The organism is Sphingobacterium sp. HMA12, assembly GCF_002933815.1.
Taxonomy (GTDB): Bacteria; Bacteroidota; Bacteroidia; order Sphingobacteriales; family Sphingobacteriaceae; genus Sphingobacterium.
Genome location: NZ_BEYR01000003.1, coordinates 512295 through 535396, shown reverse-complemented (window position 1 = coordinate 535396; position 23102 = coordinate 512295). Strand labels below are relative to the sequence as shown.

General features: G+C 38.2%; 27 protein-coding genes and 1 pseudogene. 7 read left to right on the top strand and 21 right to left on the bottom strand.

The window, feature by feature from the left end:
- Positions 1-1176 (top strand): nucleotidyltransferase, encoded by a 1176-nt coding sequence (locus tag HMAT_RS19100; RefSeq protein ID WP_104384432.1) that lies wholly within the window; start codon positions 1-3, stop codon positions 1174-1176.
- Positions 1142-1591, top strand: a complete 450-nt coding sequence (locus HMAT_RS19095) for a hypothetical protein (protein ID WP_158656002.1) — start codon at positions 1142-1144, stop codon at positions 1589-1591. Before HMAT_RS19100 ends, HMAT_RS19095 begins: the two co-directional genes overlap by 35 nt.
- 464 nt (positions 1592-2055) lie before the next feature.
- On the opposite strand, the pseudogene HMAT_RS19090 reads toward HMAT_RS19095, so the two are convergent.
- Positions 2056-2961: pseudogene (locus tag HMAT_RS19090) on the bottom strand (IS3 family transposase); the annotation flags it as partial.
- On the bottom strand, positions 2919-3233 hold the full coding sequence (locus tag HMAT_RS27805) for a transposase (protein ID WP_371412054.1): 315 nt from the start codon (positions 3231-3233) through the stop codon (positions 2919-2921). The pseudogene HMAT_RS19090 and the gene HMAT_RS27805, both read right to left, overlap by 43 nt.
- Before the next feature lie 350 nt (positions 3234-3583).
- On the opposite strand from HMAT_RS27805, the gene HMAT_RS19085 reads away from it, so the two are divergent.
- From HMAT_RS19085 to HMAT_RS19065, 4 genes are all read left to right on the top strand, one after another.
- The gene (locus HMAT_RS19085; RefSeq protein WP_158656001.1) at positions 3584-4426 is read left to right on the top strand and encodes a hypothetical protein; all 843 of its coding nucleotides are present in this window, start codon (positions 3584-3586) and stop codon (positions 4424-4426) included.
- 358 nt (positions 4427-4784) lie between these two features.
- Complete coding sequence (locus tag HMAT_RS19075) at positions 4785-5012, top strand: hypothetical protein (RefSeq protein ID WP_104384427.1); 228 nt, start codon at positions 4785-4787, stop codon at positions 5010-5012.
- Entirely contained in the window at positions 5009-5287 is a 279-nt protein-coding gene (gene yidD / locus HMAT_RS19070; protein WP_104384426.1) for a membrane protein insertion efficiency factor YidD, read from the top strand. The genes HMAT_RS19075 and yidD overlap by 4 nt, the downstream gene beginning before the upstream one ends.
- A 180-nt stretch (positions 5288-5467) precedes the next feature.
- Positions 5468-5761 carry a DUF3892 domain-containing protein gene (locus HMAT_RS19065; protein WP_104384425.1) on the top strand — a complete coding sequence of 98 codons (294 nt, stop codon included), beginning with the start codon at positions 5468-5470 and terminating at the stop codon, positions 5759-5761.
- A 62-nt stretch (positions 5762-5823) separates the two neighbouring features.
- On the opposite strand, the gene HMAT_RS19060 is transcribed toward HMAT_RS19065, so the two are convergent.
- From HMAT_RS19060 to HMAT_RS18985, 16 genes are all read right to left on the bottom strand, one after another.
- Positions 5824-6264 carry a hypothetical protein gene (locus tag HMAT_RS19060; RefSeq protein WP_158656000.1) on the bottom strand — a complete coding sequence of 147 codons (441 nt, stop codon included), beginning with the start codon at positions 6262-6264 and terminating at the stop codon, positions 5824-5826.
- Between the two features lie 11 nt (positions 6265-6275).
- Complete coding sequence (locus tag HMAT_RS19055; RefSeq protein ID WP_104384423.1) at positions 6276-7325, bottom strand: type I restriction endonuclease; 1050 nt, start codon at positions 7323-7325, stop codon at positions 6276-6278.
- Between the two features lie 34 nt (positions 7326-7359).
- A complete protein-coding gene (locus tag HMAT_RS19050; RefSeq protein WP_104384422.1) occupies positions 7360-7596 on the bottom strand; it encodes a hypothetical protein in 237 nt (78 codons plus the stop codon).
- Positions 7597-7657: 61 nt separating this feature from the next.
- On the bottom strand, positions 7658-8245 hold the full coding sequence (locus HMAT_RS19045; protein ID WP_199768712.1) for a thermonuclease family protein: 588 nt from the start codon (positions 8243-8245) through the stop codon (positions 7658-7660).
- Complete coding sequence (locus HMAT_RS19040; protein WP_104384421.1) at positions 8245-9282, bottom strand: TerC/Alx family metal homeostasis membrane protein; 1038 nt, start codon at positions 9280-9282, stop codon at positions 8245-8247. The genes HMAT_RS19045 and HMAT_RS19040 overlap by 1 nt, the downstream gene beginning before the upstream one ends.
- Positions 9283-9291: 9 nt before the next feature.
- Positions 9292-10803 carry a helix-hairpin-helix domain-containing protein gene (locus HMAT_RS19035; RefSeq protein ID WP_104384420.1) on the bottom strand — a complete coding sequence of 504 codons (1512 nt, stop codon included), beginning with the start codon at positions 10801-10803 and terminating at the stop codon, positions 9292-9294.
- Positions 10804-10806: 3 nt separating this feature from the next.
- The gene (locus tag HMAT_RS19030; protein ID WP_199768711.1) at positions 10807-12291 is read right to left on the bottom strand and encodes a PP2C family serine/threonine-protein phosphatase; all 1485 of its coding nucleotides are present in this window, start codon (positions 12289-12291) and stop codon (positions 10807-10809) included.
- A 2-nt stretch (positions 12292-12293) separates the two neighbouring features.
- Positions 12294-13337: a TerY-C metal binding domain-containing protein gene (locus HMAT_RS19025; protein ID WP_104384419.1), complete on the bottom strand. Its 1044-nt coding sequence runs from the start codon at positions 13335-13337 to the stop codon at positions 12294-12296.
- Between the two features lie 15 nt (positions 13338-13352).
- Positions 13353-13991, bottom strand: coding sequence for a VWA domain-containing protein (locus HMAT_RS19020; RefSeq protein WP_046674353.1), 639 nt, complete (start codon positions 13989-13991; stop codon positions 13353-13355).
- 2 nt (positions 13992-13993) lie between these two features.
- Positions 13994-14632, bottom strand: coding sequence for a VWA domain-containing protein (locus HMAT_RS19015; RefSeq protein WP_104384418.1), 639 nt, complete (start codon positions 14630-14632; stop codon positions 13994-13996).
- 2 nt (positions 14633-14634) lie between these two features.
- Entirely contained in the window at positions 14635-15246 is a 612-nt protein-coding gene (locus HMAT_RS19010; RefSeq protein WP_075991484.1) for a TerD family protein, read from the bottom strand.
- A 3-nt stretch (positions 15247-15249) separates the two neighbouring features.
- On the bottom strand, positions 15250-15804 hold the full coding sequence (locus tag HMAT_RS19005; protein WP_075991483.1) for a TerD family protein: 555 nt from the start codon (positions 15802-15804) through the stop codon (positions 15250-15252).
- Complete coding sequence (locus tag HMAT_RS19000) at positions 15738-16613, bottom strand: phosphoribosyltransferase family protein (RefSeq protein ID WP_104384417.1); 876 nt, start codon at positions 16611-16613, stop codon at positions 15738-15740. The genes HMAT_RS19005 and HMAT_RS19000 overlap by 67 nt, the downstream gene beginning before the upstream one ends.
- Before the next feature lie 3 nt (positions 16614-16616).
- Complete coding sequence (locus tag HMAT_RS18995) at positions 16617-17279, bottom strand: HAD family hydrolase (protein ID WP_104384416.1); 663 nt, start codon at positions 17277-17279, stop codon at positions 16617-16619.
- A gap of 9 nt (positions 17280-17288) precedes the next feature.
- Entirely contained in the window at positions 17289-17942 is a 654-nt protein-coding gene (locus HMAT_RS18990; protein WP_075991480.1) for a stress protein, read from the bottom strand.
- An 8-nt stretch (positions 17943-17950) separates the two neighbouring features.
- A complete protein-coding gene (locus tag HMAT_RS18985) occupies positions 17951-18526 on the bottom strand; it encodes a TerD family protein (RefSeq protein ID WP_104384415.1) in 576 nt (191 codons plus the stop codon).
- Positions 18527-18840: 314 nt separating this feature from the next.
- On the opposite strand from HMAT_RS18985, the gene HMAT_RS18980 reads away from it, so the two are divergent.
- Positions 18841-19338, top strand: coding sequence for a tol-pal system YbgF family protein (locus tag HMAT_RS18980; RefSeq protein ID WP_104384414.1), 498 nt, complete (start codon positions 18841-18843; stop codon positions 19336-19338).
- A 54-nt stretch (positions 19339-19392) separates the two neighbouring features.
- Here the strand turns inward: HMAT_RS18980 and HMAT_RS18975 are convergent, their stop codons facing one another.
- The 3 genes from HMAT_RS18975 to HMAT_RS18965 all read right to left on the bottom strand — a co-directional run bounded on the left by HMAT_RS18975 (position 19393) and on the right by HMAT_RS18965 (position 23002).
- Positions 19393-20328 carry a BACON domain-containing protein gene (locus HMAT_RS18975; RefSeq protein WP_104384413.1) on the bottom strand — a complete coding sequence of 312 codons (936 nt, stop codon included), beginning with the start codon at positions 20326-20328 and terminating at the stop codon, positions 19393-19395.
- Positions 20329-20636: 308 nt separating this feature from the next.
- Complete coding sequence (locus tag HMAT_RS18970; RefSeq protein WP_104384412.1) at positions 20637-21302, bottom strand: response regulator; 666 nt, start codon at positions 21300-21302, stop codon at positions 20637-20639.
- Positions 21303-21319: 17 nt separating this feature from the next.
- Entirely contained in the window at positions 21320-23002 is a 1683-nt protein-coding gene (locus HMAT_RS18965) for a tetratricopeptide repeat-containing sensor histidine kinase (RefSeq protein WP_158655999.1), read from the bottom strand.
- Positions 23003-23102 lie beyond the last annotated feature (100 nt).

The following is a 23102-nucleotide window of genomic DNA, read 5'->3' as shown; positions in this document are numbered from 1 at the left end:
ATGGTAGACATTTTTAACAATTATATTCTTCAAAGAGAGGAACTTTTAGCTCGAATAGCTCAAGAGTTACAATTAGATAATACTCGTATACAAAGAATGGAATCCGCATACAATGCTGTATCGGAACTTTTAAAAAATGATAAAGACTTTTTTGATGGTTTGGTAATTGAGGTATATGCGCAGGGGTCGAAAAGAATTGGAGCAACAGTGCGCCCAATTAATGACGCAGATTTTGATTTAGATGTAGTTCTACATATCTATGATCCGTTCTATCGACATTCTCCTTCTGAGATATATAATGCATTAGTTAAGGCATTGGAAAAGGATGGATATTACAGAACGATTCTAGAGAAAAAAAAGAGATGCGTACGACTTAACTACAAAAGCGACTTTCACATGGACATACTTCCAGCTTGTATGATTAACGTATCGGAAAAAGAAATGATAATGATTCCTGAAAAAGCTCTTCACGACTGGTCTTCAGGAAATCCGAAGGGATTTGCTAATTGGTTTTTAAACATAGCGAATTCTGCAAAAGAACCTTTACTTGGTAGGTATGCCGATGTCTTATTGAAGGCTCAAATAGAGACCGAACGGCTACCTGAGGAAGCTTATTTAAAAACCCCACTGCAAAGGGTAGTGCAGCTTCTTAAAAGATATCGCGATATTTATTTCGAGAAAAGAGATTATCCTGTTTCTAGTATCGTCATCACAACGCTAGCTGCACATTTCTATTCAGCTGAAAACTCAATTTTTGAAGCTATGGACAACATCGTTTCAAAGATAAAAACTGGCTATCTGGACTCAATTCGAACAAATAGAAGATTTAAGATATTCAACCCCGTTAATTCCCAAGAAGACTTTACCGACTTCTGGACAAGCGCACACTATAGAAGCTTCTATGGATTTGTGGAAGATTTTCATAAGAAGTGGCAAAATTTAAAACATTCATTTGAGACGAGTGGCAATGATTATATCGAATTATTTGGAGAAGGCATATATAAAAAATCGCTTAACGAACAATTCAAAAATTTTTCGCATTCAACTAAGGATTCGTTAGCGAAATCATCGGGGTTAATAGCTGCAAATATTGCATTTACCGCACCAAATGGAAATATAAATTCAACAAATGGATATAAAAATGGGAATCATCACAACTTTGGCGGAAAATACTAAGAAACAACATCAAAAAGATTGGTATACATTTTTATTTGTCCAAAAGTATTTTGTAGAGAAACACTTTAACTGGTTAAAACTCTCTATTGATAAAAATCGTAAACAACTTATAGGTAAAGGAAAGTTAAATATTGGGGGCAAGTCTTATAAAATCTTGCTCTCTTATTCCCCATTTAACACATATCGCTATGATCGAATTTTTATTCAGGATGATACTATAAAATATAACGATGATATACATCTTTATCATGATAATTCTTTATGCCTATATCATCCCATCATCGATAAGATACCACACAAAAATATATCACTTTGCGAAATGATACCATGGATTAGCGAATGGATTATTCACTATAATCAATGGAAAAAATACAAAGTATGGTTAGGTCGGGAGATTAAACATAATAATTTATAATATTATAGCAACGATAGAAGACTTATGTTTGAATCATGATCAAACAAGAGAAAAGAGCACTGATTCTTTCGATAAAAACAGATTGGCAAGATAGCAAAAAAATAAAAGCAATTTCCTTGAAAAAGATTCAATTAAGCTACCTATTATTATTGCTTTTCGCGCAATAAAGAAAAGCGACCGCCGAAGCTTTATAACGATAGAGTGTCCAAATAATTTTTCATCCACTATTTATAATTTCTAAAATAAATGATATTATTAAATCTGAAATCCCCCACTTCAATCTCATTTTTTTTGTAAGTTAGCAACGAAAACTGGTATGATAGACTAAATATAACTAATAATTGATTTTATATCCAAACCAGCTTTTTACACGCTATAATATTACAATTAATATAACAACTTATTTTGGAATTGTTCAACGATTTTAATGGGATTGGAATTGCAACAATAAAATGGACACCTAGTTAAGCTGCAATATTTTGTTTATTTATTTTTCTAGCAAACTCCTCTGGTGATAAGTAGCCTAAGGCAGAATGTTGCCTTTTTCGGTTGTACCAAATCTCAATATATTCAAAGACAATAAGCGCAGCTTGCTCCCTGTGAGCGAATTTATGCTGATATACACATTCCGCTTTCAGTGTCTTGAAAAAACTTTCAGCGACAGCATTATCCCAGCAATTTCCCTTTCTACTCATGCTTCTTATGATGAGTGGATTTTTTTCCAGCATAGAGCTTAACTCATGACAGGCATACTGTACGCCACGATCAGAATGGAATATTAGTTTCTGGGTGATTGGCCTTGCTTTTTGTGCCATTTTAAAAGCAGAAATCACCGTATCTACCGCATTCATAGTCTCACTTAAAGCCCATCCGATTACTTTTCGATCTCCTAGATCGATTACCGTTGTCAGATACAACCATCCCTGCTGCGTTTTGATGTAGGTGATGTCTGATACCCATACTGCACCAAGTGTTCCCGGCTTAAAATCACGGTCCAATATATTATCCGGTACCGAAAACTTATGCGTGGAGTCTGTAGTTACCTTAAATTTTTTCTTGACAATACTTCTTAACCCTACCTTTCTCATCAGTTTGGCTACCCTCACTCTGGATATTTTAATATTCTTTTTGTGTAGTTCTCTGGTAATACGGGGACTGCCATAAGTATTTTTACTCCTTACAAATGCATCCTGGATTTCCATAGTAATCTGTTGGTTTTCAATACTTCTTTTTGAAGGGACACCCTTTAAATAGTTGTAGTAGCCCGCTCTGCTCACCTTGAACACCTGACACATCTTCTCGACTGAAAATATTTCCTTATTGTCCCTTATGAACCTGAATATTTGGTGTCGTTCTTGGAGAAGATGCTTACAGCCTTCTTTAAGATATCCCGTTCTATCTGTGTATCCCGAAGTTCTTTTCTTAAGCGTGCTAACTCCTGTTCACTCTCACTCAGGATAACTTTTCCTTTCCCAGGGAAACTACTCCCTTGTTTTACAGAATGTTCCTTTCGCCATCTATACAATAATGCTGGGCTAATATCCAATTCCCTGGCCAGCGCGCTAAGGTCGCTACGCGTGTTACTCAGTTCAACACTCATCAGTTTGAACTCTTTGGTATAAACTTTTCTTTCTCTTGACATAAGTCTGTTAAGTTATTAAATTCTCTTAACTTAATGTCCAGCCAAATGTAGCAACTTCAGGATAATATTATTCCAAACTTGGATAGGGGCGTTGTGTACCCACCTACTATCACTTTACAATGACGATTTTAAAGGAACTATACCGTTTATTCAAAAACTTATACCTAACAAATCTGAATCATTTTATATAAGGATTGATTTTTTTATTTTACCAATAATAGGATCATTATTAGCATATGTTCTATTAGATCCTAGCTCTTTAAAGTCCTCAATCTTTGCTGGGATAAGTTGGAGTGGGACGTTATTAGCCATGTTGAAGAGAAATAATAAAAATATAGAAGAATCGAATAATGACTAGCATTTATTACATATACATATCTGCAGCTGTTTCAATGCTGATAATCGCTTTGTATACTTTTATTACAGCTAAAAATATCACTAAAATAAAAAAATACAGGTATTTGGTTATTAGTTTAGTTGGATTATTTCTCAGTACTGCAATAACTATAAATTTATATTATGATGATATATTCAAAGAAGATAGTAAAAATATTAAGAAAATAATCAACACCACTTTCTCCATTGACACGAACAAAAGTATAGATAGCCTAGACGAAGATGAGTTAAGATTATTGATTAAACAAAATCAAAGATTTATTGATAGCATCAATAAACAAAACAAGTTACTTCTTCAATATAAAAATAATATCGAAAATATTGAGAAAATTATTGGCTCTAAAAATGAAACGAAAAGCGAAATTGGTCGTAAGTTGAACAATAACACCGATGATTTAAATGTAATACAGAAATATAATAAAAAACTTAGTAATAGTATTGCTGAGAAAAGAAAAGGAACTACATTTTCAGGGACATCTGATAAATTTATTTTTAATTGTCCAACCAATCTTGAATCGGATACCCTTGAATTGTCTTTGAAGTTTATTGACGAAAATATCATTGAGGAAATTGCATACATATCCATCTCTTTTTCGGAACAAAAAAATCCTAAAAACTATGTTCATATTAGCGAAGAATTTTATGAAGCGCAAAAAGGAGTGAATTTATTTAAGGTAAAAAATGTATTTAAAAACAATTCTGATAAAAAGATTCTATTAGAAATAGGATATACGTTAAAAAGCGAATCAAAAAAAGAATTTCCAAGGATCGAAAAAGCAACATGTAGAAATTTCTAATAGAACTATTTGATTGAACAAATTTTTAAGATATACAATTATTTCTATCAGATCTAATCTTTGCTGTTGGTCCAGATAAGAAGTCTGTTTTGGAGATTCTATTCATTAACTTATGGAATGTGCCTTCCAGTCGGGCCATTTTTGCCTTTAGCAGAGGCTTTTGTAGGTTAAAGTACAGAACTCCATACCCTTGTGCACAGGTATAACTTTTACGGGAAGCCGTAATAATCTGTAATTTTTTATTCTTAAAATTGACAATATTGTAAAATGGATTGTAATAAAACTCAAAATACATTTATTTTTATTCTTTTATTATACAGCTTTAAGTAAATCATTAACCCGATCAAATACTGATATTATGGAATACAAAGTAGTACCTTTTGTAGCATCGATAGACCCAAGGACAGGCACATCGGATCAAGTAGCAAAACAATTAGAAACCCTGATTAATCAGGGTGCATCAGGCGGATGGAACTATGTGAGACTAGAAAGCGTGACAACTTATGTACACGCCGAAAATGGTTGCTTTAATAATAAACCTGGATATACGACGGCAAGACAGATGGTGGTATTTTCAAGGCCATGAAGTCTCTCCTATTGACCGCGATCCGGTTGTATTGGTTGATCATCCCACCGGAAAGAAGACGTAAGTGTATATTTAGGCATAGCTGCTCTAAATATGTATTTGACTTAACTAAACATGAAGGCTTTAGGGCAGGTAGGAAAGCATTGCTTTCACGCATGAAAACCTGTAATGGTCACTTTGACATAATCACAGATTATAAAAGTGGTGAGCGGATGATGTACCTGCAAGGCGGTGTAGTGGTTGGCGAGGCGGAGATCGCGGAGAGGTTGTTGTAAACAGTTCAGGGATGGAACTTAAAAAGCATATCTATCTGTATTTTTGCGAACTAAATCAATACAAAAAGCCTAAAATAACTGAGAAAATCATATACTAGTGTGGTTACGGAATACCGTAATCATACTACGTTCAAACTCCATAGGTTTACTGTTAATAAGTTCACTATAATTTTTATAAAAATGGCAATTAGAATTACGTGTATCAACAAAGACAATGGAAATCATGAAAATCCAAACTTGGCCATAACACATTTGGGATGGGTCAACGAAAACGATCAAACAACCGGTAAAAGCACACGTCTACAAATTTACGATTGGATTAAAAATCAAAATGGACGTGCTTACGTTAGCGATGGAAGAGGTAATAATGTAAAAGTTATCACAGCTGAAACCCAGACCGGCACCAAATATCTCAAAACAGAAGCTGATTCAACTGTAAACAATAATCTGTTAAACCTCTCCGAATGTAGGTAATTGGCTTTTTAAAGATTGTTCAATAAGGCTTTATTGAACAACCTTTATTCAGTCCTGAATCTTTATTTGTGTTGCCAGCACCTTCCCCCACCTGACACTTTTCGCTGACACGGTCCTCCTTTTTGGGTTGGAACACCACAGATGCCCGAAACAGGTTTAGTTGATCCCGAACTTTTTACGATATGTCTAACAGTAACACTGGAATTGCCTGACTTCGAAACCAGCCGCTTACCGTCTTTTATAATATGAGCAGACACAGTATTCGAATTCGATTGTCGCGCAGTGACGATCACTTTCATCTCTGTGAATACCGAGCGTGGAAAATCTTTCTTCCATGTTCCTTTATGACCATTCACATACACCGTAGTCCCTAGATCATCAACATAGTTAATGTCACATTCATCACATTCTGTTTCATAACCATATGTATCGTATTCCGATTCAGCTTTTTTACAGGCCATAGATGAAAATGAAATAAGAAATAACAATAGATACTTTTTCATAACACAGCTGATTAATAGTTAATGACGGTTTCCACGATCTGCTCTGAATATTTGTAAATATCATCCAGTGAGTCCAGATCATATTTAGCCTCCTTTTTGTCTTTGTCAAACAACCCGATACGCAGGCGATTGGGCGTAAAATAGAATCGACAGATCGGTTTGCGATTGTTATCATCTAGTAAGATGCCGCAGTAGGACTGATTATCACGCATAAATATGCGACCTACCTCGATCTCTTTACGCAAAATAGATTTAATGATCAGGTATCCCTCAATCTCTTCCTCCGTGGTGACAATCAAGGCATCGGGTTCTGTCGGTGCAATTGCAGCGTTCTTTTCTTCGGCTTCAGTTTCTTTTTTGAGTGCGCTTTTTAGTCTTTCGGCGATCTGGTCGTTCACAATCTGTGTAAACACCCGTTTTACTAATGGCGTAAACTGTTCCAAAACCTTTGCCGTAACAACACTTGGATAGGCTTGCTTCGCAAAAAAACGAACAAAATCATCGCTTGGGTTTTGCATCTCCCCCATTGCTAAAATAGTCAACTCGTTAAAGTACTTTAATTCGCTAGCAACGCTGGAAATGCTTTCGAGATCAAATTCTGTTTTGTGGAATTTGCGTAATTCGGATACTTCATTGTCTTTGATATCCATAATCTTGAATTCGAAAAATGGTTTTTCATCCATCTTATTGGGTGTCACGAGATCAGTATAAAAACGATACTCTACGCCATTGGTCAACAATCCAAACTTTGCTTCGGTCGTATGGAAGTAACGGAACAGTTGTGAATTGTGGGGGTCAAGCCCATCCGCATAATGTTTGCATTCAATTAATATGACAGGTTTATCGTCACGTAAAATGGCATAATCAACCTTCTCTCCTTTTTTGATGCCAATATCGGCAATAAACTCTGGTTGTACCTCAAACGGGTCAAACACATCGTATCCCAATATCTTCAAAAATGGCATTACTAAGGATGTCTTTGTAGCCTCTTCTGTTTTGATCTGTGGTAAAAGTCGGTCAACGCGCTTGGCAAATTGACGAATCTCATCTTTAAAATCCATAATAAAATAGTTTTGTTAGCAATAAATGGTTTCTTTAATCTTCCCAACCGCAAAGGGTTTTACCTTCTTTTTGTGCTTGCTCCCGTGTTGTCTTGATAGTTTTGGCACTGCATGACTTTAATCCTCTGCAGTTTTCATTGAGGTGATATCGCTTCCCTTTGCCACTACCACAAACGTATACTGTATTCTTATCTGAACTTTCTTTCGCTAGCGAAGCTGTGGTACCATCAAACTGCAACAGGATGATAAATAATAGGCTTATCAATTTCATAATATATCAAAAATAATGGGATCAGTGCATCCTATTTTACGGTTTCCCGTAGTGACACATTTTACTTTAATGCCCATACCCCCTTCTTACTTTCTCTCGCCTCATGCTGAAGCTTCACAAAAAGGGCTGTATGTTTTACATTGGGAGGATAGGTATCTACAACAGCAAATCCGCCTTTTACTAAATCCGCGTTCAGAAATGTACCATCCAGCAAATAAATGTAGGCCAGCAGCCGCTTATATCTGTCCTTTTTCTGAACATCAAGTTCGAGCTTAACCCACTTATTTTCGGTTAGCTGTTGCACATATTCTCTTGCCTCCTTTGCATAAGGTCCCTTTAGTTTCCCTCGGGAATTGCGCGTCTCTGGAGCATCAATTCCTATAAATCTGACCTTAAATTTTTCACTACCATTATTAACCCAGAAAGTGTCGCCATCAATGACCTTAGTAACATAAACTTCTTTTTGTTGCCATCGGTTGATCATTTCCTCCTGAAGTGAAAGAGTAGACTTCTCTTTCCCACTGGCACTAAAATTTTGTTTTTTTCCCTCCGTTCTTGCCTCACTCCCGCAATTAATAAATAAAAACAATATGAAAAAGATGACAAACAGGAGTTGCCATATTTTTTCAAGACTAACTATTTCTTTCATTATGCCGAGAGCTTTTCACCAGCTTCCTTGTCAGGAAATAGAATGGATACCACAACCGATAGGATCAGTATTCCACCTACGATACCCAATGAAATTGGCGATGGAATATGATACCAAGGCGAGATAATCATTTTGACACCAATGAAGGTTAGGATCACAGAGAGCCCGTAAGGAAGTTTGCTGAACATATGGATAAAATTGGATAGTAGAAAATAGAGCGACCGCAATCCAAGTATGGCAAAAATATTGGATGTGTAGAGAATAAATGGATCCTTAGAAATGGCGAAAATAGCAGGAATAGAGTCCACAGCAAACAAGACATCAGTAAATTCAATCACAGCTACAACGACCAAAAGCGGTGTAGCAAGTTTCATCCCATTCTGAACAGTAAAAAACTTTCCCTGATCATAATTGTCTGATACTTTCCAGAACTTCTTCACCAATCGCGCACCTGCTGTATCGCTAAAATCCTGGTCCTCGTCGTCATCCCCACTGCCCCAGGATTTGATACCTGCAAAAACTAGAAACAAACCAAAGGCTGTCAACACAAGATTGATATTCCACGGTAGAGCGGTCACACCAAAGAAATCCAGTATCGGATTGAGATATGTCACATTAATCAGGCCCACGCCTGCAAAGATGAAGATCGCCCGAAAGAGCAACGCCCCCAAAATCCCCCAGAACAGTACTTTGTGATGTAATTCACGTGGCACTCTGAAGTAAGAAAACACCAAGATAAACACAAATAAATTATCTACTGACAAAGCCTTTTCAATCCAGTAAGCTGCCTGAAACTGGGTAAATTTTTCTATTGCAGTAGCATGTCCTCCAGCATCCTGATTGAATACATAATAGACTACACCGGAGAAGATCATAGCCAGCGATATCCAAACTACTGTCCATATCGTCGCTTCTTTGGAAGATACAATATGGCTCTTTTTGTTGAAAACACCCAAATCTAGTAACAGCATAATGATGACTGTCAACCCAAATCCCCAGATTAGACCAGGGTGTAATTGTAAAATACTCTGTTCCATTTTATTTAATTATTGATTAGTAATCGTGATATATAATAGTCTTCCCCCCTCCTCATTGGACAGTAGAATCTTTTTGCCGTCAGTCAATTCAACCATTGAATTGACTGGGATATCTTTTTGCTCAGTTAGATCCTTCATCCCCTGAAGGTCTTGGTTGACAAGCATCCATTTATTCTGGTAATAAGTAAAATACCCAACTGGATTCTTATCCTCAGCGGTAAGGCTTTCGTTCCTTATCACTTTACGGGATACATGCCATTTGAAAAGATATTGATTGTGATAAACCATTAACCGATGCCCTTCGGGTTTCCACACAGTGTCTTTAAATTTGAAATAGAGATCGATGACTGGAAGACTTCCTTTGTGCGCTGTACCACAAAAAGGACAGATAGGTTTGGTAGAATTGTCAAATACGTACCATTTCTCATCACATTGTGGATTACTGCAAGGCTGAATCAAATCGACTGTTTTCAATAATGCGGTCTCCCACTCGTTGGCAATGGGCCGCAGCATAGGGTTATGCAGTCCATCGATAAAAGCTCGCTTAAAAAGATCGGTCAGATAAGGGCCCGTTTTGGTATAGGAAAGCTTATTAGGGTTTCCCCAGAAAGTTTCCCATTTTCTCAGCTGATCGGTCTTAACAGCATTCATCCGATCAGTAGGATGCTCAACAAACAGGGCTTTCTCTCCCATCGCCATCAGTTCATCTTTCTCGGCATCGAGATCCCAAATCTTACCACCCCGCAATGGGTGCCGTCGCAACAAATACATATAAATCAGCACTGCCAAGGCATGGAGATCTGTCTTTTGATTAGGCAGTATACGATTGGGATCGTTAAGTTTTAGGTGTTTGGTCTTTAATACCTCTGGGGCAATAAAATCGGCTGTACCAATCACCTCAGGAGGATATAACCCGGGGACAACCAAACCATCCAAATCAATGATATTGGCAGACTTACTAACAGGATCAATAAGCACATTATTATAGGATAGATCTGAATGAGCAAGCCCCATTTGATGCATTTTCTTGATGCCCCGACAAATATTAATAGCAATTTGGAAATAACTCAGCCAATCGCCCAATTCGGATTTATCTAAGGCGAGTGGATATTGTTGATGACGAAAGGACGGTGCAGTAAACCATTTTCCAACTTTCTCGCCTCCTTTTATCATCGCATTGGCACCATAACCCTTTGCAAAGAAAAATTTGGAATCATAGATAGGTACAATGACGCCAGTCTTGCCATCCTGTTCTACCGCGTCATAAGGCCAGCGGTAGATTTCCTGCAAGAAATAATCACCTGCACTACCATTCTTAATATTGTCTAAGTATAAAGTGACAATACGCTTTATCCGATCCCGTTGATTGAAGTCAAGGGCGGTTCGAAAAAAAGCAACCACGTACTTTCTATTGGGTGCGAAATAGACATCCTTAACACCGCCTTGTTTGGGGCTGCCGTCATCTATGTACTTGTAAGTCCGAGACGGATCAATAATGGATTTTATAGTTATCGTCTTCATCGGTTAATAGATTATGGCTAGTGTTCTGTCGTCATGGTTGCCTTTGCTCCAGAAATCAAGCCAGGTCAATAACTGATCCTTAATATGTTCGTCTGTCACAAAATCTACCTTTGCACCGTCTTCATTTTGCCCACCTAGATCTTGTAGAAAGGTATTCCAAGTTTCTTTATCTTCCAGTTTATTTTCTGTAATAAATTTGGCATCATATATCCCATCCGTCATCAATATCAATTTTGAAAAATTATCAAATCTATTGATCGCAAATCGTAATGGCATATCAGTGTGACTGAAGATCTCTGGCATGGTAATAAAGCGGGTGCCCCCACCAAACTCACCGATATCGAGTATATTGAGTAAATGCACTTCCTGTAGATCGCCTATAACAACATTGATCGGGCAATCGCCAACACCAAATGTCAGGACCACATAGCCAAAATCAAATTTTCTGACAAGTGCAAAAATCAATGTAGTATTGAGATCTTTCAATAGAATATCTTCCTGTTTGGCAAACTCTCCTAGCTTTGCATGTACATCGCGAACGGATTTGTAAAGGATATTGATGATCGAAGATTTGACCTTGAGAAGACACTCTTCTGCAGCCATTTCAGCTTTAACAATCTCTCCAATTGGCTCATCGGCAATATTTGTTGTGGCCTCAGAAACAGGTTGATCATCTTTTGGTGCAGGCGGAACTGCTTTAGCGGGTGCAGTAGTATAGTAAGCCAAGCATAAATCGTTTAATTCGTGTAGAAGAACCTCGTTATCGAATGTCTTAACAAGATATTCTGTTGCTATTTTGGATCCTTGCCGGGAAAATTTAGCCGAACCGGCTCCGTCCGCAACGGCCACGACAGACCAGGCTTCAGGCAGTGCAGACACATAAAAATGATCATCCCGAAAAGACCCTTCGTGTGCATGCGAGCGTCCTCTTTGTGAGGCAACAACTATCCGCTTGTCGAGAAACGCTCCAGCATATTTATCACTGTCTGCTTTGGCGTATAGATCATTTTGATTGCTCGGTTTATTTAACCATAGGTCCTTAGGATCAGCATTGACAATAAATGGAATGATCTTAATGTCTTCCGTTGGATTTTCTTCCAAGGTATTAATAAAAACCAAGTGCAAATCTATCGTAAGTGCCATGTTTGGCACTCCAGAGATGCTCGAAGTCTCCGGATCAAAGGTTAAACCAACTTTATCCAGATTTTTGATCTTTTGGATGCCAATATTGGGAAATTGAGCTAGATCAAAACTATACATATAGTGTTTTTTCGCATTAGCATTAGTAATGACCAATTGCGCTTCTTTAAATTCTTCCTTCTCTCTATACATTTGAAATATCGCTATTATCTGCTGTTTTGATGAATAAATATCCTTGGCCAATGCATTGATCTTCGCATTGTGCATCAGTTTGGCCAGAGTATTATCAACGACCTTGCTCTGCTCCACGTTAAATTCGTCCAGCAGTTGTTTTAAAATTGTTTCCACGATTAACCTAAAGTTCTATTAATATCAAATCCGCCACCTGAGGCACCATAAAAACCAATATTGCCACACCAAGGGCATGTATTTTCGCCATCACCTTTGATACAATGTATTCCACCACAGGAGCAGCTGGCGAGACCAAATTGGTTACCGCAACAAGGACAATTGGGATTACCATACAGCTCGTCGGTTGATACCTTCAAGTTAGAATTGTCAGGTCCAGAATAATCACGATAGGCGTTTTCATCTATTTTATAAGCTCCTTGTACACGATAAACTCGGGTAGATAAGTCCATGATACCTGAATCTTCCATATCACGCCTAAATTTGATCAGATATGACTTATCGATATTTGAACATTTTGCATTAACCACGACAAAATTATCATCCACGATCTGATGCATTCTAACTGTATCAACTTTCTCAATCACCTCAGGAGTGCTTTTCGATAAATTTATTGTATCAGTATTACTATTGGTCACTTGCTCACTTGTCGCTTTGATGGAAGCTGTCACCCATTTAAAAAACTCTTTGTATGACTGCGCACCGCTATTATTAAAACGCAACACATGTGGGGTCAGTTGCTCCAGTAATCCATAGTTGGTATTATCTCCTATTGAGATCGCGATTAGATTTGCTTTGCGTTGGTATACTGTATTCCACTTTTTGATGGCTTCTTCTGTATCATCTGTCGGTACACCGTCCGTAAACAAAAATATAATGGGTTTCCAATCACCTTTTCGTTCATAGGTCGTCGGCATTAACTCGTTATCAATTGAACGCATCAGTTCTGTCAATCCACTGGACAGCGAGGTTCCACTACCAATGGGCAATTTTGGCGGATAAAAAGTGATCACATCCTGTAAGGGTGTAATGACCTTGCTTTTACCGGCAAAGCCAATGATGGATATCCATAGAGTTTCGAGTGCAAAAGGATCAGTTTTGAGTGTCTGAATGACGGTACCAATACCATCTTGTACTTGTTCTATAGGTTCGCCGACCATAGATTCAGATACATCTATCAAGAAATATACAGGTAACCTTCTCATGATTAATTCAAAGTTTTAAATGATAATATTCAATTCGTTCGGTGGAGGTGGAAGTGTCAGAATTTCGCCAGTACCTTGAGATTTACTGCCCATTTCAATTGATGAACTCACCCATCGAAAGAAGGTTGTCAATGTATTACTATCGGTGGTATCCAATTTGACAACTTCATCCGTCAGCTCCTTTAAAAAAGAAACTTCGGCTTTAGGACCAGCTGCACAACCAACAATAATTCCAAAATCCATTGCTTTGATTTTGGGAATGCACATCCGATATTTCTGAATATCGGATGGCTTTCCATCGGTGAAAACAAAGAGCAAAGGCTTCCAGTCACCCTTTCGTTCGGTCGATCCCTTGACCAGTTCATTGTCTATCATTTTAAGCAGCATTTCGAGTGCCTCTCCTGTATGAGTTGGGCCGCTTTCGGGGCAATGTATTTCTACTGGTTGAAAGCTTGCCAAGTCGGTCAAAGGAACTAGATTATGAACTTCACGATCAAAGGTAATGACACTGATATGCAAGGAATCCATCGCCTGTGGATCCGTACGGAGCATACTAATGAGTCCATTAAAGCCATTATTCAATGCTTGTATGGGCTCACCACGCATAGATCCTGAGGTGTCGAGCAGAAAGTAGGCTAATAATCGTCTGTTCATAACTAAGCTACTATAACTAACTCCGATGGCGGTGGTGGTAGCTGATCCAATCCAGTTACCTCTTTGCCTGATTCCTCAACTTTGGTCGACGTAGTGGATATGGAAGCCGTTACCCATTGAAAGAATTTTGAGATGCTTTCTGAATCTGCACTGTCAAGACGTACTACAGAATTAGTAATTTGTCTTAAAATAGCATCATCAGCCCCCTGTCCTGCTGCACAACCGACAATCAACCCTTTATTAACAGCCTTTAGTTTGCTATACCCTTGCTGCCAATTATCCGTTGGGATACCGTCGGTCATAACAAAAATCAGTGGCTTCCAGTCACCTTTCTGTTCCAGTGTGGTCGTGGTTACTTCTGTTTCCAGTTTATCAGCAAGTAAGGCCAAGGCTGCTCCCAAGGAAGTCACACCTGAGGCTTTAATATCAACCATCTGAAAGGATGCCAAATCGGTCAAGGGTACAATCTGCTTAGCGTCAGAGTCAAAAGTGATAATACTGACAAAAGCGGTCTCGATGGCTTGAGGATTTTGACGTAGGGAATGCATCATCATCTGTACACCGTTTTTAACGGCTTCAATTGGTTCTCCGGTCATTGAACCAGAAGTATCCAATAATAGATATACGGGAAGTCTTCTCATGGCTATAAAAATTTTTGCTGAACGGTTTTAATAGTCTCTTCCAACTTACGGTCTTTAGTAGGCTCTCCAATGGCATTAAATTTCCATTCACCATTGCGTTTATAAAATACGCCCAATACCATGGAGACGTGCCCAGAAAAGCCCTCACCTTTAGCAATATTGTAGGTCGCAAATACTTCATTGACCCGGGAAGGTGTACCCTCATAAATCCGGATAGAGGCAAAAGGAATAGTCCCGAAATCATGCCCACGATAGCTGTTGAGCACAAACGCGACATGAGTTACTTGACTATTAAGCTTAGAAAAATCAACCGTAATGATTTCATTATCCAAGCCATCATCGCCATCCATGTCTCCCGTCAAATCGTCGCCACTGTGACTAATGGCTCCATCTCTAGATCGTAAACTCCCGAAGTACACAACATCAACATTATTTTTAGCTTCATCGAAAAGAATACAACTGGCGTCTAGATCTACCGCTTCTTTCTCTGTTCCGCCGAGCCAATTTTTCCTTTCAATAGCTCCCCAGTTCACACCTACACAAACATTTTGCAATACTGTACCATTACCCTTTTGAAGGTTGATACGTTGCCCTTTTTGAAGATTAATTCCCATTTCTTAATTGTATTTCGTTAAATAATCTTCCAACCCACCTTTCATGCCCATACCCACAGCTTCAAATTTCCACTCACCATTCCGTTTATAAATACGGCCAAACTCGACAGCAGTCTCTATGGAGAAATCCTCTTCCAATTCGTATTTCAATAGTTCCTCATTGGAAACAGTGTCGAGAATACGCATAAAGGAATTGCGTACTTGTCCAAAGTTCTGGCCTCGTGATATTGCATCGTGAATGGTAATGACGATGCATATTTCTGTCGCTGTATCTTCAATCTTCGCTAGATCTACAATGATTTGCTCGTCGTCTCCATCCCCATCTCCTGTAAGATTGTCACCAGTATGAACTACTGCCTCATTTGGAGATTTTAGGTTATTGTAAAAAATAAAATGTTGATCTGAAAGGATCTTTTTGTCTTCTCCAAGAATAAATACCGAAGCGTCCAAGTCAAAGGCGCTTCCTGTGGAAGAACTATTGGTGTCCCACCCTAGGCCGATTGTAAATTTGGGTGCATTGATGTTCTCTCTTTGCCCTTTTTGTAAATTGATTGCCATGATTTATGTTGTTTTAGTTTTATAATATTCTGTTGGTAATGCACTATAGTATGGTAGTTATTGCTAATTGCTAGATCGAACAATTCACAGCTTTTTTCTACCGGGATTTGATTGACGACCTGGAAAAAATCTACTTCATTTAACAAGAGTAAATATTTAACCAAGCGTGTATTAAAGTGAAAACTACTACTGTTAATGATCCGTACAAGGTCGCCCGGTGATTTGACATCAAAATAATTGTACGTATTCTCGATATTGGGATGGATAGACTGGTTGACGAGCTCAGCATAATAGACAAAGAAAAAAGCCCCCTGCACGTTATGATCTTTTAGTATTTTTTCAACTGTCAGTTCGTGGCTTCCAGTGATTTTGATATCATCTAAAAAAATACAGAACCTATCTGCTATAAAATCCCGATCCAAATGATAGGTATCGTTGGCAATAAGTTTCAAGCGTTGTTCAGAGTCCATATTTCCATAGTCTTCCACATAAGTCTGTTTGCGATGGATCTTACTTTCTTTGCATGCGGCCTTGCCATGCAGAAACAAAAATCTATTTAGCTCTCTCTTGAAATAAAAGCATAAGAAATTAGAAGCTGTAGGAATGGAATGATAAGGACTGGGCAATAAAACAATCTCCTCTTGTTCGAGAATCAAATTCTTATGCTTTTCCAAAAAACCCTTACAGAGTTCTTTTGCAAATTTCTCAGCATAAATCGTCTCTCCAAACTTAAAGCGACTGTATTCCATTTCTGAAAAAGGACATACATGCTGATGTTCAACATGATGTAAACTATATCTGTACATCATAATTTATTGGATTAATATTGCGTTAAAACCATAATTGATAGCGCCATTATAATCTGCTTTTTGATTATCACCTATATGGACAATATCTTTTTTCTTGATCGTTCGCTGTTGTCTTATTTTTTGGAAAACAAGTTCAAAAGCTGTATTATTTGGCTTGGAAACCCCTATTTCATCTGAATAAAGTTGAAAAGAGAAGAAATCCGATAGCTCATAATATTCGAGTACCTGACGTAACACGGTACCGTCCAGAAATGCAGTATTGCTTAAAAGACTTAGAGTCTTCCCCTTGGAAACTATTGTTTCGAATACGTTTTTCTGATTATCATTCAGGAGAAGAGGCTTATATTCCCAAAAAAGAATATCGACTTCCTTCGTGAATTCCGTCAAACGCTCTTTGAGATCTGTATCGAGATCAATTCCTAATTCATTTAAAATCAAACAGTAGATAAACTCGCGATCTATATGTTTTCCTGTTATCTCACTGATCTGATTACTCAAAATATCGTAATGCCGGACGACTTTACCTATATCCTCGATCTTTTTATCGACGCAAAAGAAATCCCGTAGCAACATATTTCTCTTTTGTTTGAAATGAGGATTTGATTTGATGAGTGTAAGCCATAGATCAAAGGAATAGTGTTCAAATAATGACGTATCAATAACCATAATGATTTCCTATTTTGATCCGGCCGTCCATTGCATTCCCCATCGGTAAGCCTTGTCACAGTCTCCATGCGAAGTATGGAAAGTCACCAGCTTTCTGACAGTGATTGAATTTTGAGAAAAGAGTATTTCAGCAATCGCACAGAATTTGTTGTGACTGGATTGTGCTCCCATCTGTACTTCTATTTCCGCATTACCAGGGACCTTTACAGTGACAACACCATTTGTTTCTTGCCAACGTGCTGCCCCTTCGTAAATGAAACAGTAGATAACCATCCGTTTCAGGTCTTTTAGTCCAGCCGGATTTACAATGATATTTTCTCCAGAACCCGAGCTAGCCCCTCTATCATCACCAGTATGCCATATCCAGGGTTCAGCCACATAACGTCCTTGCCGGGTCAAACGATCCTTGGTCCCTCCCTTGCCACCGGAAAACTGAAGACCATCGATAACGGTTTTCTCTCCGTTATTCAACTCATAGAAACATCCCAGATCCAGGTCGATATCCTTACTGAATAAACTTCCAAATATTCCCTTTTTTGTTCCTTTTGACCAATTCAAATTGATATTGATCTCCTGTGTAATTGGATTACCTTTTTTTGATAAGTCAATAAAATGCGAGTCACCTTTCTTTTCAAGGGTGATTTTCTCTAGGTTAATAGCCATAATTTATATTATTTTATAATTTGTCCTTTATAATATTTTGACAGGAAGAAGGCTAGATCTTCTTTATAGCCCATACCAGAAGCTTCAAATTTCCAGCTATCATTGCGACGATAAAGACGCCCGAACTTAACGGCAGTTTCAAGAGAAAAATCTTCTCCTAATTCGTATTTCGCAACTTCTTGTCCATTGCTATCATCTACGATTCGTATGTAGGAATTTCTTACCTGTCCATAATTTTGCCTGCGGGCAATCGCATCATGGATGGTAACCACAAAGGATATCTCCATAATTCGGGCATCGACCTTTGATAAATCAACTTGAATACTTTCATCATCGCCATCCGCACTGTTACCACCTGTTGGATCATCGCCTGTATGATGAAGTGCGCCATCTGGAGAATCTGTATTTCCATAAAAAATAAAGAAAGGTTCAGCTGGTATCTGTTTGAATTGATCAATCATAAAGGCGGATGCATCTAAGTCAAAATCATTCCCTGTTCCTTGATTAGGATCCCATCCCAGTCCTATTGTAATCTTTGTAAGTCCAACTTCTATCCGTTGTCCCTTTTGTAGGTTAATAGCCATATTTATCTGTTAATAAAAAGCTTCACATATCTAGAATAATAAACCTTTCAAGTTTTATTCAACTTTTGACAAGAATTTCTACCGAACTATTTCTGCTCTTCGAGTTGTCAGGTTATTATCTCCTTGTGAACAAAACTAGCCGGTTTGCTAGAGCATACTTTACGGGAAACCGTAGACTTTAAAAAAATATGTGAGAAATAAAAAATTAGACAATACATGGGATGCAACCACTTAAAGAAGAAAAGGAAGTCTATTTTATGATTTCATTCAGTATATTTAGTATTACATGACAACCAAAATTAGATCTTGATAATATGAGTTCAAATGTTCCTATTGTTCGACAAATATCCTGGCCTGCATTTGCAATTGTATTTGCGATAACCTTGGCTTTTTTATTCACTTTCGAATATATCTTTCAGACAGATGATGTTTTCATCGGCGTCATTATCTTTTCCATTTTAGCAATTGTATTGCGAATGACCGTCCCTAGAAGCCATCGAAAAGGAATGAAAGCACTCAAACAAAACGACTTTGAAACGGCAATAGCACATTTTAAAAAGAGTGTTGATTATTTTACGAGAAACAAATGGGTGGATAAGTACCGTGTAATTACGGTATTGAGTTCTTCAAAAATGTGCTATCGGGAAATGGGACTTTGTAATATCGCATTTTGTTACTCACAGACAATGCAGGCAGAAAAAGCGAAGGCACTCTACGAAGAAATTCTTGAAGAATACCCCGACAATGGAATCGCTTACTATGCGCTAAATTCAATCAATACGTTTTCGAATAAAAATAATGAACCAAGCTAAGTAAATATCCAGTAACATCCGTACAGATAAAATATGGCTTATTTAACGATCTGCTTATTCTATTATCGTATGGGAGATCAACGGGACCTTTTGCTTCCAGACACCCTTGACATTAAAACGATGCCCTGAATTTTTATTTTTTATGGTAAAGGTATAATTGCAACTCCGCTCAAGGTAGGTAAACTCACCGCGAACAGAGAGGCTCCGATGGGGTTTGAGCGCTAATGTTTGGCTATTTCCCGGTTTGATATAATTTTCAAAGGTCTTCCCTTTGACATAGAGGACTTTCCCCTGCCAATGACTAACATCATCTATCAATACTTCATCCATAAAAATGCTTGCATCGTTTTTATTGATCCAGTCAAAAGCACCGTAGCTGTTACTCGAAAATTCAGAGCTGTATTTGACGTCTTTAAAGATTTCAAGCGTCTCTACATTTTTCTCCTGATCCGAATCATTTCTTACTGTCAGAGAACTGCACCCTTCACTGCTAACATATATTTTGCGACTACCCTCTATTTCTTCAATTTCCTTGTTGATCAGTTCGTATTCATCACCCCTAGATTGGCTAAAAGTTATTTCATCCTGTCTATCGGACGATTGGATGCCTATCACAAAATTCCGCGGCTGGTCACTGAAATTTTCTTGCAGCGTGAGCTTTAGCTCATTGCTGGCCGTTTTTTCCAAGGTTAACCATCCCGCTTCCATTTCAACGGTCCCCACACCTTCCAATTTGAGCGCATTGCCCATCGAATCTTTCAAGATCTCACCTGTAAGTGCATCTTTGACATAGGAAACAGCCCATCTATCTGCTTTGATAGGAATCACATTATCTGTAAAACCAGTATTTAAGGTTATATTTTTAAGATCCTGCGTAATTAACCCTTCTTTGGGGGCAACTTCTTCTTTGGAACAGGAACTGAATATGAGCAAGCAAAATGAAAACGCAAGGAAATAAAAGATGGATACTGGCTGTGAAAACTTTTTCATACGAATTGATTATTTGGATAAGCGAGCTGATCGAAAATTTATCTGTAAGATAAAAAAAATAATGCAATTTAGCTCCTTTTCTAAAAAACAGCTATAAGAACGAAATATGCCAATAATAAAGAAAGGCTATCCTCCGATGGCCTTTCTCTTTTCATAAAATTGGTTAACATATAGCGCTAAATATCCTGAATGCATTGGATATTTTTATGTAACGAAAAATATATTTCCTGCTATAAATCCGTCCATACAAACCTAATGCAATACAATAACGATCGATTACGGGAAACCGTAAGGAGATAAAAATATCTTTATATAAAGCCCAGCTCCTTGCAATGGGCCACCAGCTGTTCATTTTTGGTAAAGCCGAGAACATCTTTCATCAGGTTGAGCCGTTTCTCGATGCTGCTGAGGCTCGATGGTCGGATATCACGCTGCTGAAGGTATTCAGGCATTTCCTTTTGGGATATTCCTTCATAGAGCAACTTCACGATATGCAGGTCAAATTGAGTAAACTCATGCGAATTCTGTTCCTGAATAAACTTCTTGCTATCGGGCGACTGATAGGTGCGATGTTGATAAACAGTCTGGAGTGCCTCGCGCAGATGCTGACCATCCCGACGGGCTTTGCGTACAAGTCCGTCAATCTGATTCTCTCGAAACATCTCGTTGATCAATGCCGACCGGTCTTTGGCAGTCAACACAATAACCTTGATATCGGGTTGTACCATCTTAACGGCTTTGATCAGCGAAAGACCATCTTTGATCTCCTGTGGACTATCGTCGTCTTCAAATTCGATATCGGTGATCAGTAGATCGTAGGGTTCGCCATCGCGGATGGCATTTTTGATCCAGGTAAGGGCATGATCACAATAGTACACGTATTTGGTATTGTGAATACCCAGGTCGTGCAGGGTTTTCTGCACTGAAATGTTGGCTATCTCGTGGTCTTCGGCAATGAGTACTTTTTTAAACATACATTATTGTCTTTTTATTATAGTGGGATAGTGGTCGTAATGTCGAGCCCTTTTCCCGGTTCACTGACAAAGATAATTTTGCCACCGAGGCTTTCAATACGGGAAACCGTATTTGCCAGACCTTTTCCCTGCGATTTTTCGGCTGGCATTCCCACACCGTTATCTTTATAATATATGGTGAGCTGCTGATCTGATTTTTCAAAGCGGACGACAACCTGCTCGGCCTGGCTATGCTTCTTCATATTGACCAGAAGTTCCTGTAGCACATGCTTTACCTCCTCTTTAATGCGCTTGCTAATTTCAGCCCATTGTTCAGCATCATTACCAGCGATCAGCACGCGACGGTGATCTGCAGCAAAGGACTTGAGCAGGGAGGCCAGCTGTTCATTGTAAGGTACTTCTATTATGGTCTGCTGTTCGACATTATGCGAAATATCACGTGACTGATGGTACATATTTTCCAATTTGTCAAGTACACCATCGCGATCCACCTCTTCGTTATGCTCAATCTCGGACATGACACGATAGATACCATTGGCAACGACATCATGTATTTTTTTGGAGAGGTGGAGCTGGGTCTCTTTGACTTTGTTCTCAGCTTCGAGTTCGAGCCGTTGCTTGCGTCGTTTGTACCATAAGGTACCACCACCAGCAACTAAAACAAGCAAAAAGATGCTTGCACCGGTAATAACGCGTTGTCGGATAAGACGATTTTGCTTTTCAGCATTTTCTTTTTCTAGTCTTAGATTTTCAGCTTTGTTTTTTTCAACTTCATAGCGTATCAGTGCAAATTGATTTTTGGCGGCTGCACGGGCTTGCTGGATGCTGTCAGAAAGATGCTGATACTCTCTAAAATACTCTTTTGCGTCATATGAAGGTGTCAACTCAACCAATTTTCCTAAGGCATAAATCTGATCGTCAACACTTTTTATCTCTCTGGCTACAGTATGCATTTTCTGCGCATAAAGCAAAGCTATTTGCGTATTGCTGTTTGTATAGTAATCAGTCAAATGAGAATAACTAGCATTTAACCCCCAAAGGTCATTTTCCTGTTCTCTAATAGCAGCAGCTTCCAAAAGTTCTGCTTCGCTTTGATAATTGGAATTCTGGAGCCATTTAGCTCGCGCCAAATTAGATAGTACTCTCGCATAGCGCTTTGGACTTTCTTTTGTTTTCTCGAGCAGATTGTTATAAATTTCAATTGCTTTATTATATTGACGAAGATTCTGATAGCAAAGAGCTATATTATTCTGATAGCTAAATGTATTGCTGGAATCATTAGAAAATTTAAGCGCTAGCCCGTAAAAAGATAAAGCAGATTTATATTGGCCGAGAGCAGAACTAGCTACTCCTAGATTATTGTAATTTGTACTGAGGTAAATATGATGCTTGGGATTATTAACATTCATATATGAAACAGCTTGAAGACCTGTCTCCTGCGCACCAAAATAATCACTTTGATCTTTTTGTGTAATTGCCATATTGACAAGACATTTCGCTACCCCAAGACTATCCTTATTATCCAAGAATACCTGCCTTGCTTTATCAAAAAAGAAAAAGGAACTGTCAGTTTTTCCAGCATCAATATACTCATAGGCCTTGTCATAGTCTGGGTTAACGGCCTTATCTTCTTTTATCCTGTCAGGACTGACACAAGAAAACATAAAAATAGTAATACAGTATAAATATAGATACTTCACATCAGGCTAATTTATCTCTAAGATATTGACAATTTTGAGGTAATAAAATACATATACAAAAAAAGGTAGCACAAGGCTACCTTTTTATTAAAAATGTTGT

Excerpts from the sequence above, each read along its gene's own strand:
- HMAT_RS19060 (WP_158656000.1), bottom strand. The coding sequence starts at position 6,264 with ATGAAAAAGTATCTATTGTTATTTCTTATTTCATTTTCATCTATGGCC.
- HMAT_RS19055 (WP_104384423.1), bottom strand. The coding sequence starts at position 7,325 with ATGGATTTTAAAGATGAGATTCGTCAATTTGCCAAGCGCGTTGACCGA.
- HMAT_RS18985 (WP_104384415.1), bottom strand. The coding sequence starts at position 18,526 with ATGGCTATTAACCTACAAAAGGGACAACGGATAGAAGTTGGACTTACA.
- HMAT_RS18970 (WP_104384412.1), bottom strand. The coding sequence starts at position 21,302 with ATGTTTAAAAAAGTACTCATTGCCGAAGACCACGAGATAGCCAACATT.
- HMAT_RS19015 (WP_104384418.1), bottom strand. The coding sequence starts at position 14,632 with ATGAGAAGACTTCCCGTATATCTATTATTGGATACTTCTGGTTCAATG.
- HMAT_RS18990 (WP_075991480.1), bottom strand. The coding sequence starts at position 17,942 with ATGGCTATTAACCTAGAGAAAATCACCCTTGAAAAGAAAGGTGACTCG.
- HMAT_RS19035 (WP_104384420.1), bottom strand. The coding sequence starts at position 10,803 with ATGAAGACGATAACTATAAAATCCATTATTGATCCGTCTCGGACTTAC.
- HMAT_RS18995 (WP_104384416.1), bottom strand. The coding sequence starts at position 17,279 with ATGGTTATTGATACGTCATTATTTGAACACTATTCCTTTGATCTATGG.
- HMAT_RS19025 (WP_104384419.1), bottom strand. The coding sequence starts at position 13,337 with ATGAGAAGGTTACCTGTATATTTCTTGATAGATGTATCTGAATCTATG.
- HMAT_RS19010 (WP_075991484.1), bottom strand. The coding sequence starts at position 15,246 with ATGGGAATTAATCTTCAAAAAGGGCAACGTATCAACCTTCAAAAGGGT.
- HMAT_RS19100 (WP_104384432.1), top strand. The coding sequence starts at position 1 with ATGGTAGACATTTTTAACAATTATATTCTTCAAAGAGAGGAACTTTTA.
- HMAT_RS19000 (WP_104384417.1), bottom strand. The coding sequence starts at position 16,613 with ATGATGTACAGATATAGTTTACATCATGTTGAACATCAGCATGTATGT.
- HMAT_RS19050 (WP_104384422.1), bottom strand. The coding sequence starts at position 7,596 with ATGAAATTGATAAGCCTATTATTTATCATCCTGTTGCAGTTTGATGGT.
- HMAT_RS18975 (WP_104384413.1), bottom strand. The coding sequence starts at position 20,328 with ATGAAAAAGTTTTCACAGCCAGTATCCATCTTTTATTTCCTTGCGTTT.
- HMAT_RS19005 (WP_075991483.1), bottom strand. The coding sequence starts at position 15,804 with ATGGCAATCAATTTACAAAAAGGGCAAAGAGAGAACATCAATGCACCC.
- HMAT_RS19045 (WP_199768712.1), bottom strand. The coding sequence starts at position 8,245 with ATGAAAGAAATAGTTAGTCTTGAAAAAATATGGCAACTCCTGTTTGTC.
- HMAT_RS18980 (WP_104384414.1), top strand. The coding sequence starts at position 18,841 with ATGAGTTCAAATGTTCCTATTGTTCGACAAATATCCTGGCCTGCATTT.
- HMAT_RS19075 (WP_104384427.1), top strand. The coding sequence starts at position 4,785 with ATGGAATACAAAGTAGTACCTTTTGTAGCATCGATAGACCCAAGGACA.
- HMAT_RS27805 (WP_371412054.1), bottom strand. The coding sequence starts at position 3,233 with ATGTCAAGAGAAAGAAAAGTTTATACCAAAGAGTTCAAACTGATGAGT.
- HMAT_RS19020 (WP_046674353.1), bottom strand. The coding sequence starts at position 13,991 with ATGAACAGACGATTATTAGCCTACTTTCTGCTCGACACCTCAGGATCT.
- HMAT_RS19085 (WP_158656001.1), top strand. The coding sequence starts at position 3,584 with ATGACTAGCATTTATTACATATACATATCTGCAGCTGTTTCAATGCTG.
- HMAT_RS19095 (WP_158656002.1), top strand. The coding sequence starts at position 1,142 with ATGGGAATCATCACAACTTTGGCGGAAAATACTAAGAAACAACATCAA.
- HMAT_RS19065 (WP_104384425.1), top strand. The coding sequence starts at position 5,468 with ATGGCAATTAGAATTACGTGTATCAACAAAGACAATGGAAATCATGAA.
- HMAT_RS19040 (WP_104384421.1), bottom strand. The coding sequence starts at position 9,282 with ATGGAACAGAGTATTTTACAATTACACCCTGGTCTAATCTGGGGATTT.
- yidD (WP_104384426.1), top strand. The coding sequence starts at position 5,009 with ATGAAGTCTCTCCTATTGACCGCGATCCGGTTGTATTGGTTGATCATC.